The sequence below is a fragment of the Kaistella yonginensis genome (genome assembly GCF_030409525.1).
Lineage (GTDB): Bacteria > Bacteroidota > Bacteroidia > Flavobacteriales > Weeksellaceae > Kaistella > Kaistella yonginensis.
This window is the reverse complement of sequence record NZ_JAUFQB010000060.1, coordinates 1-17,695: the sequence shown is the minus strand read 5'-3', so window position 1 is coordinate 17,695 and position 17,695 is coordinate 1. Positions and strand designations below refer to the sequence as shown.

At 36.0% G+C, this 17,695-nt stretch carries 16 protein-coding genes; 7 read left to right on the top strand and 9 right to left on the bottom strand.

Annotated features, from left to right (window positions below; translation table 11 throughout):
• Positions 1-26: 26 nt before the first annotated feature.
• Positions 27-470, bottom strand: coding sequence for a hypothetical protein (locus QWY78_RS12755; protein ID WP_290220421.1), 444 nt, complete (start codon positions 468-470; stop codon positions 27-29).
• Positions 471-633: 163 nt separating this feature from the next.
• Here QWY78_RS12755 and QWY78_RS12750 point away from each other — a divergent pair, with 163 nt between their 5' ends.
• Positions 634-1,119, top strand: coding sequence for an RNA polymerase sigma factor (locus QWY78_RS12750; protein ID WP_290220419.1), 486 nt, complete (start codon positions 634-636; stop codon positions 1,117-1,119).
• A 10-nt stretch (positions 1,120-1,129) separates the two neighbouring features.
• A complete protein-coding gene (locus QWY78_RS12745) occupies positions 1,130-1,723 on the top strand; it encodes a hypothetical protein (protein ID WP_290220417.1) in 594 nt (197 codons plus the stop codon).
• An 83-nt stretch (positions 1,724-1,806) separates the two neighbouring features.
• Here QWY78_RS12745 and QWY78_RS12740 read toward each other — a convergent pair whose 3' ends face one another.
• Positions 1,807-2,424 (bottom strand): hypothetical protein, encoded by a 618-nt coding sequence (locus QWY78_RS12740; protein WP_290220414.1) that lies wholly within the window; start codon positions 2,422-2,424, stop codon positions 1,807-1,809.
• 135 nt (positions 2,425-2,559) lie between these two features.
• Positions 2,560-4,779: an NADP-dependent isocitrate dehydrogenase gene (locus QWY78_RS12735; RefSeq protein WP_290220412.1), complete on the bottom strand. Its 2,220-nt coding sequence runs from the start codon at positions 4,777-4,779 to the stop codon at positions 2,560-2,562.
• Between the two features lie 503 nt (positions 4,780-5,282).
• On the opposite strand from QWY78_RS12735, the gene QWY78_RS12730 reads away from it, so the two are divergent.
• A complete protein-coding gene (locus tag QWY78_RS12730; RefSeq protein WP_290220411.1) occupies positions 5,283-5,993 on the top strand; it encodes a peroxiredoxin in 711 nt (236 codons plus the stop codon).
• Between the two features lie 63 nt (positions 5,994-6,056).
• On the opposite strand, the gene dnaJ is transcribed toward QWY78_RS12730, so the two are convergent.
• The 4 genes from dnaJ to proS form a co-directional block, all read right to left on the bottom strand.
• Entirely contained in the window at positions 6,057-7,169 is a 1,113-nt protein-coding gene (dnaJ, locus tag QWY78_RS12725; RefSeq protein WP_290220409.1) for a molecular chaperone DnaJ, read from the bottom strand.
• Positions 7,170-7,344: 175 nt separating this feature from the next.
• Positions 7,345-7,884, bottom strand: a complete 540-nt coding sequence (locus QWY78_RS12720) for a nucleotide exchange factor GrpE (protein WP_290220407.1) — start codon at positions 7,882-7,884, stop codon at positions 7,345-7,347.
• A gap of 214 nt (positions 7,885-8,098) precedes the next feature.
• The gene (locus tag QWY78_RS12715) at positions 8,099-9,385 is read right to left on the bottom strand and encodes an OmpA family protein (RefSeq protein ID WP_290220406.1); all 1,287 of its coding nucleotides are present in this window, start codon (positions 9,383-9,385) and stop codon (positions 8,099-8,101) included.
• A 118-nt stretch (positions 9,386-9,503) separates the two neighbouring features.
• Positions 9,504-10,979, bottom strand: a complete 1,476-nt coding sequence (gene proS, locus QWY78_RS12710; RefSeq protein ID WP_290220404.1) for a proline--tRNA ligase — start codon at positions 10,977-10,979, stop codon at positions 9,504-9,506.
• A gap of 146 nt (positions 10,980-11,125) precedes the next feature.
• Between proS and QWY78_RS12705 the strand changes: the two genes are divergently transcribed.
• Together QWY78_RS12705 and QWY78_RS12700 are read left to right on the top strand one after the other, a co-directional pair.
• Positions 11,126-12,115, top strand: coding sequence for a prolyl-tRNA synthetase (locus QWY78_RS12705; RefSeq protein WP_290220402.1), 990 nt, complete (start codon positions 11,126-11,128; stop codon positions 12,113-12,115).
• A 24-nt stretch (positions 12,116-12,139) separates the two neighbouring features.
• Positions 12,140-13,540, top strand: a complete 1,401-nt coding sequence (locus QWY78_RS12700; RefSeq protein ID WP_290220400.1) for an OmpP1/FadL family transporter — start codon at positions 12,140-12,142, stop codon at positions 13,538-13,540.
• Positions 13,541-13,611: 71 nt separating this feature from the next.
• Here QWY78_RS12700 and QWY78_RS12695 read toward each other — a convergent pair whose 3' ends face one another.
• Both QWY78_RS12695 and QWY78_RS12690 read right to left on the bottom strand, forming a co-directional pair.
• The gene (locus QWY78_RS12695) at positions 13,612-14,304 is read right to left on the bottom strand and encodes a ZIP family metal transporter (protein WP_290220398.1); all 693 of its coding nucleotides are present in this window, start codon (positions 14,302-14,304) and stop codon (positions 13,612-13,614) included.
• 13 nt (positions 14,305-14,317) lie between these two features.
• Complete coding sequence (locus QWY78_RS12690; RefSeq protein WP_290220396.1) at positions 14,318-15,064, bottom strand: class I SAM-dependent methyltransferase; 747 nt, start codon at positions 15,062-15,064, stop codon at positions 14,318-14,320.
• Between the two features lie 168 nt (positions 15,065-15,232).
• On the opposite strand from QWY78_RS12690, the gene QWY78_RS12685 reads away from it, so the two are divergent.
• Positions 15,233-16,414, top strand: a complete 1,182-nt coding sequence (locus QWY78_RS12685; protein ID WP_290220394.1) for a THUMP domain-containing class I SAM-dependent RNA methyltransferase — start codon at positions 15,233-15,235, stop codon at positions 16,412-16,414.
• A 104-nt stretch (positions 16,415-16,518) separates the two neighbouring features.
• A complete protein-coding gene (locus QWY78_RS12680; RefSeq protein ID WP_290220391.1) occupies positions 16,519-17,520 on the top strand; it encodes a glycosyltransferase family 2 protein in 1,002 nt (333 codons plus the stop codon).
• Positions 17,521-17,695 lie beyond the last annotated feature (175 nt).

Here is a 17,695-nt window from a genome sequence, read left to right as displayed (position 1 = left end):
GATTATTTTACAGTTTGGATTCCGAATTATTGTGGGACATCCTCTGTGGGCGATAGAGGCGTGTTTTTTGACTTTTCCGAAAAATTAATTTTCTGCAAAATTTCTTTTTTACTTTGTATATCCTCGGAAACTAAATAAATTTTATTAAAATCAAGGTTGTTTTTAATTGCTGGAATAACCATTTGCCCCGCTTCACTAACCATTTCGTGTTGTTCGGGAAAATAAAGGCCTGATAACGTAATCAATCCAGAGGTTCGCTTTTGGATCAATGCTACTTTTACGTTACCGATCAACAAATGTTTTATTAGTAATTTAGGATTTTCTTTTACGGTAATTTCAAACTTTTCTGACCGAGCGCCTTTTACGCCGCCAAGGTTTGTGCTATGCGTGGCCTCAATGAGTTGATAATTTTGTGCAGCAGAACAACTGCCTAAAAAGAATAACATCAGAATATAATTAAAGGTTTTCATTTTTAAAATTTTATTAAGTCAGAAATATACAAAAAATGCTCCGATTCTTTTACACTGATCAATTTTTGGCAGATGCATGATAAAAAAGATTGATTTTGGTTAAAATTGAAATTTTTTGTAACATCTTTTTCAAATAGCTACTAACTATTTAGATTATCGGAATATGTCTTCATTAGAACAAGAATTTTTAGAAAAAATAGAAAAACACAAAGGCGTGATTTTCAAAATTTCTAAAATGTATATGGATAACTTCGACGACCAAAAAGATTTATTCCAAGAAATTACTTTTCAGGTTTGGAAAGCCTATTCAAGTTTTGAGGGAAACAGCGCGTTTTCTACTTGGCTTTATCGCGTGGCACTGAACACGGCAATCGTATTCTTAAAGTCTGAAAAGAGACGAAGTTTCATTAAAAATGATGAAGTTGAAAATTTTGAACTTGTTGCTGATGATTATGATGATGATCAGGAAAAAAAACTGGCAAAAATGTATAAGGCGATTCAACAATTAAATGAAATTGATAAAGCGCTTATTTTTTATTATTTACAAGACTACTCGGGAAGGGAAATCGCAGAAAATATGGGAATTACAGAAGTCAATGCCCGAGTGAAACTTAATCGTGCTAAGGAAAAGCTAAAACAACTTATTTAAATTCAAAACTATGGAACTGGATCAATTAAAAAATATTTGGACTCAAGAAGATGTATCTGAAACGCCGGAGATTTCTTTGGAGAAACAAAAGGAAATTCATCAACCTCTGGAAAAAATACGAAAAAATATGAGGATGGAGTTTTGGTCGACCGCAGTATTCTTTTTATTTATTATTTTATTTTTTATACTCAAAGACATGCACTTTTTTAAGTTTAAAGTATATATAATAACTTTGGTTTCTGCACAAATGCTCATTACGAGCTTCTATTTTTTCAAGTTTTTTAATTTGTATAAAAACTTAACAACTGTAGATTTAAATACCAAAGATAATTTGAAAGATTTGGGTTTTCAATTCAAATTGAATGAACAGTATTACCTGTCCTTTTATATTTCTTTTGTCCCATTTGTAGTTTGTGAAATGTTATTAATATTTGAATTTATGCCAAATCTGAAAAATATTGGTGGTGCCGAATTTATCTTTACATTTTTAGGAGTCTGTGTGTTTACTTTATTAAGTCTATATTTACTGGGAAATTGGTGGTTTAAAAGGTTTTATGGGAAATATATTTCGCAAATTTCTCAGCTATTGAAAGCGTTGAAATAAAGCTAAAAATCAGCAAAATCTTTTTAATATAATAGCTTCCAGACAATCTCTGGAAGCTATTATATTAAAATAAATACAATCAATTATTTTAAAGCAGAATTATTAAGTTCTCCTAAAGTGTTTTTCAATTCTTCATATGTAAACCCTTCTCCTTCTAAGGTTACTAAATATCTGTTTTTAACAACTGTTTGAATTTTAGATTTGATGTTGTCCCCATATTTGTTTTCTGAAACAATAGATTTCACGCCATTAATTTCAGTGCTTTTTTCAAAACCGGATTCGGTGGTTTTTTCTTTGTTGACGTTCAGCCCCATCACCATAATCGAAACCATGGCACTACCAGTTTCACCCGCACCATCAACAATTTCCACTTTAATGCGTTTATTGTCCTCATCTGCATACTTGGCCTCAGCGGTTGATAGATTCATCATTGCATTGTCGCCAACTGAAAGTTCCTTTCTTTTTAACCCCAAGAGTTGTTCAGGTAAAACCGCTTTTAATTCTTCATTGGTGAGCGGTATTAGATTTTTTAAGTTTTCAATGTTTTTGTTCACATCCTGAAGGGAATTGTTAATCGTACTGTAATTTTTTGCAGTAGAAATTAGATCAGAAAGCCCACCTGTTTTTTCTTCTTTAACTTTTTCTTCTTTGGAACACGCGACAAGCATTAGAACTGCAGTCGCAAGCATTAATTTTTTCATGATATAAGTTTTTAGTTTAAACAAAAGTAATCAAATTAATTGTATTGTAAAATGTTGATATTAAATAGGAAAACACTCCCCAAATTGAGGAGAGTTTTATGGATCAAATAAAAAGACTTGGTGATAAACCTCTTCTTAAATTGCTTCAATAATAGAATTCAAGGTAGTAGAAGGCCGCATTGCAGCATCGGTTTTACTATAATTTGGCTGATAATATCCGCCAATATCTTGTGGTTTTCCTTGTGCCCCAATTAACTCTTCATTAATTTTTGCTTCATTAGATTCCATTGCTTTAGCAACTGTAGAAAATAAAGTAGCCATCTCGGTATTTTTAGTTTGCACTGCTAAAGCCTGTGCCCAGTACATCGCCAAATAGTAATGCGAACCTCTATTATCAATAGACCCGATTTTTCTCGCTGGTGATTTATCATTCGCTAAAAAATTTTCGTTTGCAACATCCAAAGCATCGGCTAAAATTTGGGCTTTCTCATTATTTTGAGTCTGCGCTAAATGCTCCAAACTTGCTTGTAGCGCCATAAATTCTCCTAAAGAATCCCAACGCAAATATCCTTCAGAGATAAATTGTTCAATATGTTTAGGTGCAGAACCTCCAGCGCCAGTTTCGAATAATCCTCCACCATTCATCAACGGCACAATAGAAAGCATTTTTGCTGAAGTTCCTAATTCTAAGATAGGGAAGAGGTCAGTCAAATAATCTCTCAACACATTTCCAGAAACAGAAATCGTATCTAAACCTTTTCTAATTCTTTCTAAAGTGAAAGTCATCGCATCTTCGATATTCATAATGCGAATATCAAGACCAGTGGTGTCGTAATCTTTCAAGTATTTCTCTACTTTTTTGATCATTTCACGGTCGTGCGCTCTTTGGTTATCTAACCAGAAAACCGCGGGTGTATCAGACAATCTCGCTCTGTTTACCGCCAGTTTTACCCAATCTTGAATTGGTGCATCTTTCGCTTGGCACATTCTGAAAACGTCGCCAACTTGAACTGGCTGTTCCATAAATACATTTCCATCAGCATCAGAAACTTTTACAGTTCCGACTGCACTAAGCTGAAACGTTTTATCATGCGAGCCATATTCTTCCGCTTTCTGAGCCATTAAACCAACATTGGGAACAGAACCCATCGTTCTTGGATCAAGTGCGCCATTTTTCTTCATATCATCAATTGCTGCTTGGTAGAAACCTGCATAACATCTGTCTGGAATCATGGCCACCGTATCTTCTTCATTTCCGTCGGCATTCCACATTTTACCGCCGCCTCTAATTAAAGCCGCCATAGAAGCATCAACAATAACATCGGAAGATACATGGAAATTGGTAATTCCCTTATCTGAATTTACCATTGCGATTCTTGGTCCGTTTTCAATCGTTTTTGCAATATCAGCTTTAATATCAGCTTCTTTTGAATGGCCAGAAATTTTTTCGAAAAGCGTTGCCAATCCGAAGTTCGGATTAATATCTAATTCCTTAAAAGTGTCCTTGTATTTTGCGAAAACATCTTTGAAATAGGTTTCAACGATGGCGCCAAATATAATGGGATCAGAAATTTTCATCATCGTTGCTTTCAAATGGCCGGAAAGAAGAACATTTGCTACTTTAGCTTCTGCCATTGCATCGGCTACAAAACCTTTTAGAGCAGACAAATTCATTACTGAAGAGTCGATAATTTCGCCGGCTTTTAATGGTGAAAGTCCTTTCAATTCTTTTACAGAACCATCATTCCCAAAGAATTCTATTTTAAACTGCGCCGCATTTTCTACTGTAACCGATTTTTCAGTTCCATAAAAATCGCCACTTTTCATATGCGCTACCGCTGTTTTAGAGTCTGCAGACCAATCGCCCATTCTGTGAGGGTTTGCCTTAGCATAATTTTTAACTGCTTTAGGTGCTCTACGGTCTGAGTTTCCTTCCCTAAGTACTGGATTTACAGCACTGCCAAGAACTTTAGCATATTTATTTTTAATGTTTTCTTCCTCTGTGTTTTTCGGTTCAGAAGGGTAGTTCGGCAAGGCGAAACCATGTTTCTGTAATTCCGCAATCGCTTCATCTAATTGTGGAACAGACGCTGAGATATTGGGAAGTTTGATAATATTAGCATCTGGAGTTGTTGCCAACTGACCTAATTCTGACAAAGCATCTTCTACTTTTTGATCTTCTTTCAGATACTCTGGGAAATTAGCCAAAATTCTTCCCGCTAGTGAAATATCTTTAGGTACAATTTCGATATCTGCAATTTTGGTAAACGCTTGTACAACAGGTAAAAAAGAATGAGTAGCCAACATCGGCGCCTCATCGGTCAGAGTATAGACGATTTTAGATTTTTCTGCCATTATATTTGTTTTTTAATTTTAAAATTTAAGAAACACAAAAGTAGTGATTTTTAGGGAAATTTAGAATGCTTTCGGGCGTTTTGTTAATTTTCAGAAACAGAAAATACATTCGTAAAGTATAAAACTTCCTTTTTGTATACTATTCAAATATTCTGGGGGAAGTGGTTCTAAAATAGAAATTAAGTGATTTAAATTTATCTTGTTCACCTGAGAAAATATCCAGTTTGCTAGCTGGTTAAAGAAGGACGCAAATTGACGAATGATAAGAGCTTAAAATAGTAGGTCAGCGGCGAAAACCAAATAATTAGAATTTGGTGAGCGGAATATTTTCAGAGAATGGTTCATTTAAACATATTGGTTTAGAAATGACGAATTAGTTTTATGAAAAAATAATTTAGTCTATCTCGGCCATATCCTTTATCTATTGCCAATGTAACTTTGATTACTTTAGATGCGTACTCGTTCTCCTACTTTTGTTTTATTAATCATTAAAAAAAATAAAAATGAATCAAGATCAAGAGTTTTTTAGTATGCCGAGAATTGGTGATGCTGCTCCAGAATTTAAAGCGGTAACTACACAAGGAGATATTAATTTTCCTGCAGATTATAAAGGAGATTGGGTAATTCTTTTTAGTCACCCAGCAGACTTCACCCCAGTTTGTACCTCAGAATTTATGACTTTCGCGACGATGCAAGATCAGTTTGCCGAGGCCAATTGTAAATTGGTTGGTCTTTCTATTGATGGTTTGTACAGCCACATTGCTTGGTTGCGCTCTATCAAAGAAAAAATTGAGTATAAAGGCATGAAAGAGGTAGAGGTTACCTTTCCTCTTATCGAAGATATCTCTATGAATGTTGCCAAAAAATATGGCATGATTCAACCCAACGAAGATACAACCAAAGCAGTAAGAGCGGTTTTCTTTATTGATCCCAAAGGTATTATTAGAGCGATCATTTACTATCCACTAAGCTTAGGTCGCAATTTCGACGAGTTATATCGGGTAATAATCGCTTTACAAGCAGCGGATGAGTTTGGGATTGCTACACCTGCAGATTGGCAACCGGGCGACGATGTAATCATAGGACCAGCAGGTTCTTGTGGTACAGCAAAAGACCGAATGGAAGATCAGGAACTGGATTGTAAAGAATGGTATTTCTGTACGAAAAAACTAGATAAAGATCTGGTCTTAGATACAATCTTGAAAAAGAAATAAGCTCCTTAAAATCATAGTATAAAAAAAAGAGATTCCGAAAAGGAGTCTCTTTTTTTTAAAATTTTAATCGAATAAATCTCGTACTTTCTCGAAAAATGTTTTTTCCTTGCCAGATGGTTCCGCAACCATATCACCGTTGCTCATCTGTTTTTCAAAAAATTCTTTCTGCTCTTTGGATAAATTTTGTGGTGTCCATACATTGATGTGAACGAACATATCACCCGTTCCATAACTGTCGATGCTCGGTAAACCTTTCTTAGAAAGTCTTAATATTTTGCCAGATTGTGTTCCTGCATCTACTTTTATTTTAACTTTTCCACCTACGGTTGGTATTTCTTTGTGTGTTCCTAACGCCGCTTCTGCAAAAGAAACATACAATTCTTGATGAAGATTATCACCTTCTCTTTTGATATGGGCATCAACTTCTTCTTCAACAACGACTAACAAATCACCTGGCGTTCCACCGAATGGGGCATCGTTACCTTTTCCGCGTACATTCAACTGAATTCCTTCTCTTGCTCCGGCTGGAATATTGATGGTTACTTCTTCGTCTTCTTTTATTAAACCTTGTGAATTGGCGCCAGCTGGGATTTTATCAGCAACTTTACCAATTCCCTGGCAAGTTCCACAATGCGTTTGTGTTTGCATCTGGCCAAACATGGTGTTCATTACTTTTACCTGAACTCCAGATCCATTACAAGTTGAACATGTTTTAGAAGTAGCACCTTTTGCCAACTTCATCTTCTTTACTTTAATGGTTTTCTGGGTACCGCTAACCATTTCCTCCAAATTCAATTTGATTCTTACGCGTAAATTACTGCCGCGTAGCTGCTGTCTTTGCTGACCGCCTCCGCCGCCAAAATGTCCACCGAAAATATCGCCGAATTGCGAGAAAATATCGTCCATATTCATGCCACCACCGAAACCGCCGCCACCAAATCCGCCACCACCGTTCATTCCAGCGTGACCATATTGATCATAACGCGCTTTTTTGTTCCCGTCGCTCAATACTTCGTACGCTTCCGCGGCTTCTTTAAATTTTTCTTCTGCAGCTTTATCGCCGGGGTTTTTATCAGGGTGAAATTTAATCGCCATTTTTCGGTAGGCTTTTTTTATTTCCTCTGCTGTAGCGCTTTTAGATACTTCCAGAATTTCGTAGTAATCTCTTTTAGACATAATTTTTAGATGAGTTTATTCAGATCATTCACTGAAAATATTTTATAATTTATTTAATTTGGGCAGCTTAATCCGTCTTCCATTCCCGCTATTTTTTTTGCCAAAGCACTTTGCCAAAACCAAAAAAAAAATGAGCTCCATTCAAGCCGGGCTGCATCATTGCACCGCTTAAATTTTAGTTTCCGGTAACTACTTTTGTAAATCTGATCACTTTATCAGCCAATTGATAGCCTGTTTCAATAACATCTACAATTTTACCTTTTAAATCTTGAGAAGGTGCTGGGATTTGGGTAATCGCTTCATGAAAATCAACATTGAAATCATCGCCAGCATTTACTGCTATTGCTTTTAATCCTTTATCTGCCAATCTGTTTTTTAATTTTTGATAAATGAGTTCCACACCTTTTAAATCTGCTTCGTTTCCATTTTTTGCAATTTCTTTAAGGGCACGCTCGAAATCATCCAAAACATCCAACATCGCAATCATCATGTCTTGATTAGCATATTGAAAGAATTCCATTTTTTCTTTCGTCGTTCTTTTCTTGTAGTTTTCGAATTCTGCGAAAAGTCTGATATAACGGTCTTTCTCTTCTGCCAAAAGGTCTTCTGCAGTCGGCATTGCTGTCACGTTTTCAGTATTTTCTTCGGCAGTGTTTTGCGTGAAATCTTCTTGTGGATTTACGTTTTCGTCCAGAATATCTTTGTTGTCTGACATAATTTTAAATTTTATACCGAACCTTTCACAAAGATTTTGCCAAAAGGGACTTTAGGACATTTCGGCAGTATTTTGAAGAATAATTAGAGAAATGTCTTTGTAAACATCTAAAGTGATAAATCATTACAAAGTTATTTTTTAGTATTTATCAATTTATAGCAAAAAAGAATCCCGAAATATTTCGGGATTCTTGGTATATATATATTTTTTAAAATTATTTTGTGAATCGTACCGCCATTTTACGGTCTGCAGCTCTTTCTTCATTAGATGCTTCAGCAGGAACTTTTGCAAATTCACTTCCGTAGCCTTTTGCTTCTACAACTTGTGCAGCAACGCCTAATTTACCAAGTTCAGCTTTAATAAAATCTGCTCTTTTTTGAGACAATTCTTTATTTTTGTTAGCATCACCCGTGATATCAGTATAACCTCCAACTTTAATTTTTGCGTCTGGATAAGCTTTTAAAATTTCACCTAGATTTTGAATTTGTCCTTCTGAACCAGTCTCTAATTCTGTTGCAGAACCGATTTTAAAGTTTACATTATCAAAATTATACCAAGTATCTTTTAAAGTAGCATCGTCGGCAGCATTTTTATAGCCATCGGATTTCAAGAAATTAATCATTGAAGCTTCCATCCCGTTCGCGTACCCTTTAATCATCTTACCATTGAGGTCGATATCGGTTACTTGATTATTGGTCATCACTGCGGCGCTATCATTCACCATCATATCTGCAGAATCTACCACCATATCAGATGTTTCTGTGGTTACCACTTCTTGTTTGGAGTCTTTATTATAATTATTCCATAAGAACCAACCAGCCAAACCTAGTAATAAAATAGGGAGTAACCATTTCCAGATTGAGCCACCTTCATTATTGTTATTTTCATTAGGGTTCATATGCGTATTTCCGCCTCTGTTTACTTCAACTTTTTCAACTTTTGGCTCATCAAAAGAAGTAACTTTTATTTTTTCAGCTTCAGCGCCACCGAATAAGTTCCCAACTCCTAATGATGCTAAAGATAGACCAGCAGGGAGTAAAGTTGAAACTACATCTTTTTGGTCGGCCAATAAATTGGAGATTCCTGAGGCTCCTAAATTATTTTCTGCCGCATATTTTCCTACCGAGCCTACCGTTGCACCTGTCACCATATTCAATAATGAAGTAGAAGATGAGTTGCTTACGCCAGCATAGGTGGAGATTGCATTTACAATACCGCCGATTTTATCGCCAAAAACTGCGGTTAACATCGTGGTAATTAATGAATTATCAGAAGAGCCTCCTATTAAGTTTCCGAGCATGCCGCTTGGTGCTGCGCCAGTAATTGCATCCAAAACATTTGGATTGCTGGCATGATTAGCTAAGCCACCAACAACTGCTGGTAGTAATCCACTAATTGCTTTTGAAACTCCTGATTCGCTTTCACCTAATTGAGATGCAGCTTGAGAAATCAACGCTGGACCTAATTGTCCCTTAATAAGGTCAATGATGTTTAATGCCATAATAGTTTAATTATTTAGTTAATTATTCAAAAATAAGCAATAAATAGTTTAGTCCTTTGATTAAATGATAATTTTATAAAAACCTTAACATTTAAAAATATATAAAAATGGCGTCTTACTAATATGATTTTGCAAAGATTACTCTTTGCTTAGAGGGTTTTCCGGTAATTAAAGAAATTCCGTCTTCCAATTTGTTGTTCAAGGGAATGCAACGAATTGTTGCTTTTGTTTCGTTTTTAATTTGTTCTTCTTCTTCATCAGTTCCATCCCAATGGGCCGAAATAAATCCGCCTTTTTCGTCCAGAACTTGTTTGAATTCTTCGTAAGAATTTACAACAGTGATGTGCGAATCTCTATGCTGTTGTGCTTTTGCGAAAATATCTTTTTGGATGGTTTTAAGCAATTCTTCAACATACAGTGCGATATTTTCAAGCGGCTGTACTTCCTTTGTCAAATTATCTCTACGCGCGATCTCCACGGTTTTATTTTCAAGGTCTCTTGCGCCCATGGCAATTCTAATGGGAATACCTTTCAATTCATATTCTGCAAATTTCCAACCGGGTTTATTATCGGTTCGGTTGTCGTATTTTACAGAAATTCCTTTGGCTTTTAATTTTTCTTGAATATCAAAAGCCACTTCATTAATTTGATTCAGCTGTTCTTCTCCTTTAAAAATAGGAACAATCACTACTTGAATTGGCGCCAAACTCGGTGGTAGAACCAAGCCTAGATCATCAGAATGAGTCATAATTAAACCGCCAATTAATCGGGTAGAAGTTCCCCAAGAAGTTCCCCAAGCATGCTCGATTTTACCTTCTTTATTGGTGAATTTCACATCAAATGCTTTACCGAAGTTTTGTCCTAAAAAGTGCGATGTTCCCGCCTGAAGAGCTTTCCCATCTTGCATTAACGCTTCGATACAGTAGGTTTCATCTGCACCTGCAAATCGTTCTGAAGCTGTTTTAATCCCTTTAATCACCGGAATACCCATGAAGTTTTCCACGAAATCCGCATAGACGTGAATCATTTTTTCAGTTTCTTCGATGGCTTCTTCTTTTGTTGCATGTGCAGTGTGTCCTTCTTGCCATAGAAATTCTGCAGTTCTCAAAAAGAAACGGGTTCTCATTTCCCAACGAACCACATTGGCCCATTGGTTAATCAAAATTGGTAAATCACGATAAGACTGAATCCATTTTTTATAGGTATTCCAAATAATCGCTTCCGAAGTTGGCCTAACAATAAGTTCTTCTTCTAATTTTGCCTCGGGATCAACGATTAATTTCTTAGGATTATTCGGATCGGTTTTAAGACGATAATGGGTTACAACAGCGCATTCTTTTGCAAAACCTTCTGCGTTTTGTTCTTCGGCTTCAAAATAGCTTTTTGGAATGAAAAGGGGGAAGTACGCATTCTGATGACCAGTTTCTTTGAATTTTTTATCTAGTTCATCTCTCATTTTTTCCCAAATTGCATAACCGTAAGGTTTAATCACCATGCAACCACGAACTCCAGAGTTTTCTGCCAAATCTGCCTGTACAACTAATTCATTATACCATTTGCTATAATCCTCTGCCCTCGAAGTAATTTTTGCCATTTTATTTTATCTTTTAATTTAACTAATCATCGCTTTTAATATCTAATCTAAAAAGCCTATTTTTACTCAAAATATGTACGTTTTAATTGGTACAATTTTGGTATGATTTGCAAATATAAATCAAATTAAAACTTTTTCACCTTATCATGGAAAAAATTACTTATAAAAAAACAATGGGATTACTAAGATCAAAATTGGTCTTGACAGTTTTGGGAGGTTTTATTTTATCCTCCTGCGGAGCTACAATGGGTGGCTATACGGAGACCGATGGTGTTTATTATGACCCCAACAAGGATACCATTCCAGTTGGCGTTGTGATGAATAGCGGAAATCAGGTAGGTGATTATTATGATTACCAATACACTGAGGATCAAAATAAATACTTAAATTCTGACAATAGAAACCAAAATTGGCAAGATTCACAAAACTCTGATTGGGGTAATTTTACGGGAACAGAAACTTTTTACAATGATTCTTATGGCTATCCTTACGGGTTTTCTTCAGGATTTGGTTTTGGGATGAGTTTTGGTTTTGGTTCATCTTGGGGCTATGGTGGTTATTATAATCCTTGGCGATTTGGTTATAGTCCACTCTTAGGTTATTATAGTCCTTATTACAGTTATTACAATCCATATTATGGTTATTATAATCCTTACTACGGTTATAATCCTTATGGTTATTACAGTCCTTACGGATACGGTGGTTATAACAGTTACAATGCGCCTGGATTTAATTATAAAAGAAGTGGTTCTGACGGATCGGGATTCCGCAATAGTCCATCGGGCTTAAGGCCGACTACCAATCCAAATTCTGGTTTCAGAAATGATAACCCACGTTATAACACGCAGCAAAATACTAATCCGAGATATAATAACCAACAACAAAACAATAACCCACGTTATAATAATCAACAGCAAAACAACAATCAGCCGAGATACAGAACATCACCGCAGCCCAATAACACCCCGCGACCAAATGCTACTCCGAGACAAGAGACTCCCAGATATAACCAACCCACGAGAAGCAACTCTAATGATGCAGGGTTCAGGTCAGGAAGTTCAGGTGGGGGAGTAAACAGTGGTTCATCTAACTCGAGTTCGGGTTCTACCCGATCATCTGGTGGTTTTAGACGTTAATGTATAATCAAGAATAATTTAAAAATGATTAAAAAATCTTTTATAATTTTGAGTTTCACTGCGGCCTATTTTGCCAATGCTCAAGATATTTCTACCCTTAGAAATACGATCGATGTATATTCAAATTCAGCAACTACAGGTTCTGCAAAGTATAACGCTATGGCAGGATCTATGGGAGCTTTAGGTGGTGATTTTTCGGTAATTAATACCAATCCTGCTGGAATCGGAGTACCTATCACCAGTGAAATTTCTGGAACTTTAGCAATTCAAAATAGCAAAAATACAACTTCATTAGCAGGAACTGCTCTTGACTATAAGCTTAATAATACCGACTTGACCAATGTTGGAGGTGTAATGGCTTTTCGTTTGGATGATTCTACGCCATGGAAGTTTGTAAATATTGGTGTAAACTATTCAAACCAGTCTATTGAGGACTATTCTGAAACTCCGGGCAATGCGAATGTTAATTTTAATATTTATAATGCTGGAACCTTGATTGACAATGTAACCTATGCAGGGCATGCGTATAATCGCTACGGTGATGTTTCGAAAATGAGTATTGCAGCTGGAGGGAATTATGATAACAGAATTTATGTGGGAGCAGGTTTGAATTTTCATACCGCAAATATCGACCAGTATGATTCTGCTGCCTTTAATTCTAGTTTAAATAATAACACAAGTGTTTATGATAAACAATATACGCCCTTCTCTGAGTCATCAACAGGTTTCTCGGCATCTGTTGGGGTAATCGGTAAAATTAATCCGCAGTTTAGACTGGGAGCATCAGTAGAAACTCCTACGTGGTGGAGCATTGCACGAGTGTATAACGAATACGAAAATCCGACCGATGGAACCTACACAGAAGACCGAAAACTAGCTAGCCCAATGAAAGCAACTGTAAGTGCGGCCTTTGTTCCAAATAAAAACTTTGCAATCAACGTAGATTATTCTCTAGGTTTAACCAAGCCAAAATATAAAGTTTACGGAAATGCCGAAACCGAATTGAACAATTTCTTCAGCAATAATTCTAAAAGTTTATCTGAAATTAAGGTCGGTGCGGAATATAGAATTGATGCATTTCGCCTAAGAGGTGGTTATGGTTTTGCAAGCAGCCCTTTTGATTCCATGAGTATTTCTGCGTTTTCAGCTAATGGTAACGCCGCAAATACCACTTACGATGATTTGATTGTTGGCAAAAGAACTACAATAGGAGCAGGGATTGGCTATGATTTCAAATCCTTTTATATTGATGCAGCATATCAAAATTTAAGTTCAGAATATAAAAGTCCGTTCTTAAGAGGTTCTGCAGCAAATAACACCGGGTATTTCTCTGATACTTATATTGTCGACTCTAATGACGCAGTGGTGTCGAATGTGAAAAACACCAAAGATCACTTCTTTATTACCTTAGGTTGGAGATTCTAAGTGCGTAAAATTTAGAAAAAGTTAATCTAAGATTCCAATTTATTTTTGGAATCTTTTTTTTGGGTTAAAGTTTAGTGATTGTGAAAAAGGTGGCTGGTCATTGCCAACAAAACACCCAAAGCAACATATCCAATTTTCTTCCAGTCTACATTGTGATTTTTATTGCTTTCAAAAATAATGACAGAGGAAATATGAAGGAAAATTCCACCAACCAACGCCAGAAAGTACACTTCTAAATTAGGATTAAAATATTTGCCTAAAACCAACCCTAGCGGTGATGCCAAGGCGAAAATTGAAATAATCAGAAAAGCAGAGGGCGAAAACTTTTTATTCTTAACCAAAAATGCACCCAAAATAAAAGAAATCGGAATATTATGTACCAAAATTCCCGTGAGGTAAGGCGTTAAAATTTCTTCTTCATTTGCCAACGGAATCCCTTCTAAAAAAGCGTGAATAAAGAGTCCAATCATTAAAGCCAAAGGAAGAATGTTTTTCCCTTCGGTATGATGATGAAAATGGCCATGCTCGAAGCCTTTGGTTAGATTTTCTAATAACATTTGCAGCAAAACGCCACCAATAACCCAAAGACCAATGTTGTGATGTTCACCAGAATAAACCTCCGGAAAAACTTCATTTAAACAAATCGTAATTAAAAATCCAGCACTTACAATCAACAGATTTTTGGCGAATTTTTCTCGATCTCCGAAAAATTTCCCCATAAACACTCCAATTAATACACTTAGAATTAGCAGAATTATAATCATATCTCCCTCAATTTTATACTTGTTTTTTCTTTCTGAAAATGCTGATGCAACGTGGTGAACTTTCTAAATTAAAATCATTTAATACATAATCGCCGAAGATTTTAATCCGCTCAAAACCAAATTCTTCCGCGTAATGATTTATTTCATCTAAAGTGTGCAGCTTTACTTTTTCAAAAAAATGATAATTTTCTCCATCATCATCAAAACTAATGTCTTTAATAACGTGCTGATCTTCAATTTTCTTTTTAATGGTAAAATTTATTCCGCCTTTTGTAGTGTGATCCTCTTCAACTAGAGTATTTTCTACCCATTTTGCATTCAAAAAATCCAAAACAAAGTACCCGCCGTCTTTCAAAACATGAGTGATGGATTGAAAAACTTTCCGGTCATCTTTTTCATCTTCAAAATAACCGAAACTGGTAAAAAGATTCAAAACAGCATCTGCTTTCTGATCCGACACTTGCGCATAAATTTCATCGCGCATATCATGAACCTTAAATTTTAAAGCTTCATTTTCAAATTTTTTGTTGTGATGAATACTTTGCTGCGATAAATCTAATCCTAAAACTCGAAAGCCCATTTTATTTAAAAAAACAGAATGTCGACCTTTACCACAAGCCAAATCGATTAATTTAGAATTCTCTGGAATATTTAAGTAGTTGATTAACAAAGTGATGAAGTTTTCTGCTTCTGCGAAATCTCTGTCGTTATAAAGAATATGATAATAAGGAGTATCAAACCAAGTTTTAAACCATGCCATTCTGCAAAAATAACTAAATTTGCAATTGTAAAACGACAAGTTGCTGAGGTTTTATCTTATTTAAAGTATTTTAGATTCTTTTAAGGCAGACCTGTTCGGTAACAAAAATCGTAAATACAAGATTATTTAATCTTTAATCAATCGCAACAAATTGTTGCTCAATAACATATGGAAATAGAAAATTTAAAAATACAGATTAAAACATTTTTCGGCCTCGAAGAAATTTTAGCAGAAGAAATCAGAAAACTTGGCGGAGCAAATGTCGAAGTAAAAAACCGCGCCGTGAATTGTGAGGGTGATTTAGGCTTTTTATATAAAATTAATTATTCTGCCAGAACGGCATTAAAGATTTTGGTTCCTGTTCTCACTTTCAAAGCCTGGGATGAAAACCGTTTCTATGACAAGCTCTTTGATTTTCCTTGGGATGAACACATGACAGTTGATCAAACTTTTGCCATCGACACTACTATTTATTCTGAGCGATTTTCCCATTCTCAATTCATGTCTTTAAAAATGAAAGATGCAATTGTAGATTTCTTTAAATTCAAATACAATAAAAGGCCGAGTGTTGATACGCAGCAACCTGATATTAAATTACACCTCCACATCGACCGGGAATTGGTAACAATTTCGTTGGATTCTTCTGGCGATGCCTTATTCAAAAGAGGATACAGAAAAGAACAAGGCGAAGCGCCTTTGAATGAAGTGCTCGCCTCCGGAATGTTACAACTGGCAGGTTGGGACGGAAAAGGAAATTTTCTGGATCCAATGTGCGGTTCAGGAACATTGCTAATTGAAGCTGCAATGATCGCCATGGATTTACCCGCACAAACTTTCCGTAAAAGATTCGGCTTCCAAAATTGGCTGAATTATGATGAAGAATTATTTCAAACCATTAAAGAAGTTCGCCTTAATCGCGTCAAAGAATTTACCGGAAAAATTGTCGGATATGATATCGATTCTGATATGCTTCACGCCGCACGCGTCAATATCGAAGCGGCCGAACTGGATGATGTTATCGAAGTGAAACACCAAGATTTCTTCGATTCTAAAAAAGAATTATTCCCACTAATGATGGTTTTCAATCCACCGTATGACGAACGAATTGTCATTAATGATGATGAGTTTTACGCTAAGATTGGGGATACCTTTAAGAAAAATTATCCCAATACTTTAGCATGGTTAATTTCTTCCGATTTAGATTCTTTGAAAAGGGTAGGTTTGCGACCTTCACGTAAAATCAAACTATTCAACGGGAAATTAGAATGTCGTTTTATGCAATATGAAATGTATGAAGGGACGAAGAAAATTCATAAATTAGAAGGGAGAGAAGGGGATAGCGAATCTTAAATTAAAATTATGCTTTGGGATTTTATAGATATTATTCTAAATTTCTTCAACCTTCTTCCTAATAAAAAGGACGATGACGCTACAAAACATTTCAAAAAATAACATTGAACACCATCTCCATCATCATCGCCATCTACAACCGAAAAGACGAACTTTTCGAGTTGCTCAATTCCTTGTCGTATCAAACCGATAGAGATTTTGAGGTGATTATTGTTGATGATGGTTCTTTACTAAATTTGCGTCCAACCGCAGAGTTATTCCAGGAAAAATTAACCATAGAATTTTTCCGGAAAGACAATTCCGGTCCAGGATTATCACGAAATTACGGAGCCAGAAGAGCCAAAAATGACTGGCTCATTTTCGTTGATTCGGATGTGATTGTGGAAACCGATTATATTCAAAATATAAAGAAAAATATTTCCGAGATTCCATGTGATGCTTTTGGCGGTGCAGACAAAGCCCACAAAGGCTTTAACCTGATGCAAAAAGCGATTTCCTATTCGATGACTTCCGTTTTTACCACGGGCGGAATCCGTGGGAATAAAAAAGCGGTGACCAAATTTCAGCCGCGCAGTTTCAACATGGGTGTTAGAAAATCGGCTTTCGAACAAGTAGGCGGTTTTTCAGAAATGCGTATTGGTGAAGATCCCGATCTTTCTATGCGGCTTTGGGAGCATGGCTATACGACCGCTTTTTTCGATGATATTGGCGTGTATCATAAACGCAGGGTAGACTTCGGTAAGTTTTCCAAACAAGTCTATCAATTCGGTTGTGCGCGACCCATTCTCAATCAGCGTCATCCCAAATATGTGAAAATTTCATTCGCTTTTCCCTCCCTATTTTTTATTGGGTATTTTCTTGGAATTATTGCCTATTTTGCCTTTCAACAAGGACTGATTTTAGGATTTTATGGCCTTTACACCTTCGTCGTTTTCTTCCACGCTTTGTACAAAACAAGAAATATAAGCATCGCAGCAATGGCGATTATATCAACCTATATTCAAATGTTTTCCTACGGTTATGGCTTCTTGAAATCCTGGATTCTGCTCAATGTATTCCGACAAAAACCCGAAGATGCCTTTCCATCGCATTTTCATAAACCATAATTAGGGCGCACATTTCCGCCCTCCACTCCCGCTTTTTCGCCTTCACTTCGTTGCGGCAAAAAGAGCTCCACTCCTTTAGCTTTACAATATGGATTTTATGCAAATAAAAAGGGGTGAATGGTGTTGTTGAGTAAGCGAAAATTCGGAAATAACTTTGGTGGGTTTGGCAGATGGC

What these genes read in the sequence shown, in the direction of transcription:
- proS (WP_290220404.1), bottom strand. Translation starts at nt 10,979, where the DNA reads ATGGCAAAAATTACTTCGAGGGCAGAGGATTATAGCAAATGGTATAAT.
- QWY78_RS12695 (WP_290220398.1), bottom strand. Translation starts at nt 14,304, where the DNA reads ATGATTATAATTCTGCTAATTCTAAGTGTATTAATTGGAGTGTTTATG.
- QWY78_RS12690 (WP_290220396.1), bottom strand. Translation starts at nt 15,064, where the DNA reads ATGGCATGGTTTAAAACTTGGTTTGATACTCCTTATTATCATATTCTT.
- QWY78_RS12715 (WP_290220406.1), bottom strand. Translation starts at nt 9,385, where the DNA reads ATGGCATTAAACATCATTGACCTTATTAAGGGACAATTAGGTCCAGCG.
- QWY78_RS12685 (WP_290220394.1), top strand. Translation starts at nt 15,233, where the DNA reads ATGGAAATAGAAAATTTAAAAATACAGATTAAAACATTTTTCGGCCTC.
- QWY78_RS12705 (WP_290220402.1), top strand. Translation starts at nt 11,126, where the DNA reads ATGGAAAAAATTACTTATAAAAAAACAATGGGATTACTAAGATCAAAA.
- QWY78_RS12730 (WP_290220411.1), top strand. Translation starts at nt 5,283, where the DNA reads ATGAATCAAGATCAAGAGTTTTTTAGTATGCCGAGAATTGGTGATGCT.
- QWY78_RS12735 (WP_290220412.1), bottom strand. Translation starts at nt 4,779, where the DNA reads ATGGCAGAAAAATCTAAAATCGTCTATACTCTGACCGATGAGGCGCCG.
- dnaJ (WP_290220409.1), bottom strand. Translation starts at nt 7,169, where the DNA reads ATGTCTAAAAGAGATTACTACGAAATTCTGGAAGTATCTAAAAGCGCT.
- QWY78_RS12750 (WP_290220419.1), top strand. Translation starts at nt 634, where the DNA reads ATGTCTTCATTAGAACAAGAATTTTTAGAAAAAATAGAAAAACACAAA.
- QWY78_RS12740 (WP_290220414.1), bottom strand. Translation starts at nt 2,424, where the DNA reads ATGAAAAAATTAATGCTTGCGACTGCAGTTCTAATGCTTGTCGCGTGT.
- QWY78_RS12755 (WP_290220421.1), bottom strand. Translation starts at nt 470, where the DNA reads ATGAAAACCTTTAATTATATTCTGATGTTATTCTTTTTAGGCAGTTGT.
- QWY78_RS12720 (WP_290220407.1), bottom strand. Translation starts at nt 7,884, where the DNA reads ATGTCAGACAACAAAGATATTCTGGACGAAAACGTAAATCCACAAGAA.
- QWY78_RS12700 (WP_290220400.1), top strand. Translation starts at nt 12,140, where the DNA reads ATGATTAAAAAATCTTTTATAATTTTGAGTTTCACTGCGGCCTATTTT.
- QWY78_RS12745 (WP_290220417.1), top strand. Translation starts at nt 1,130, where the DNA reads ATGGAACTGGATCAATTAAAAAATATTTGGACTCAAGAAGATGTATCT.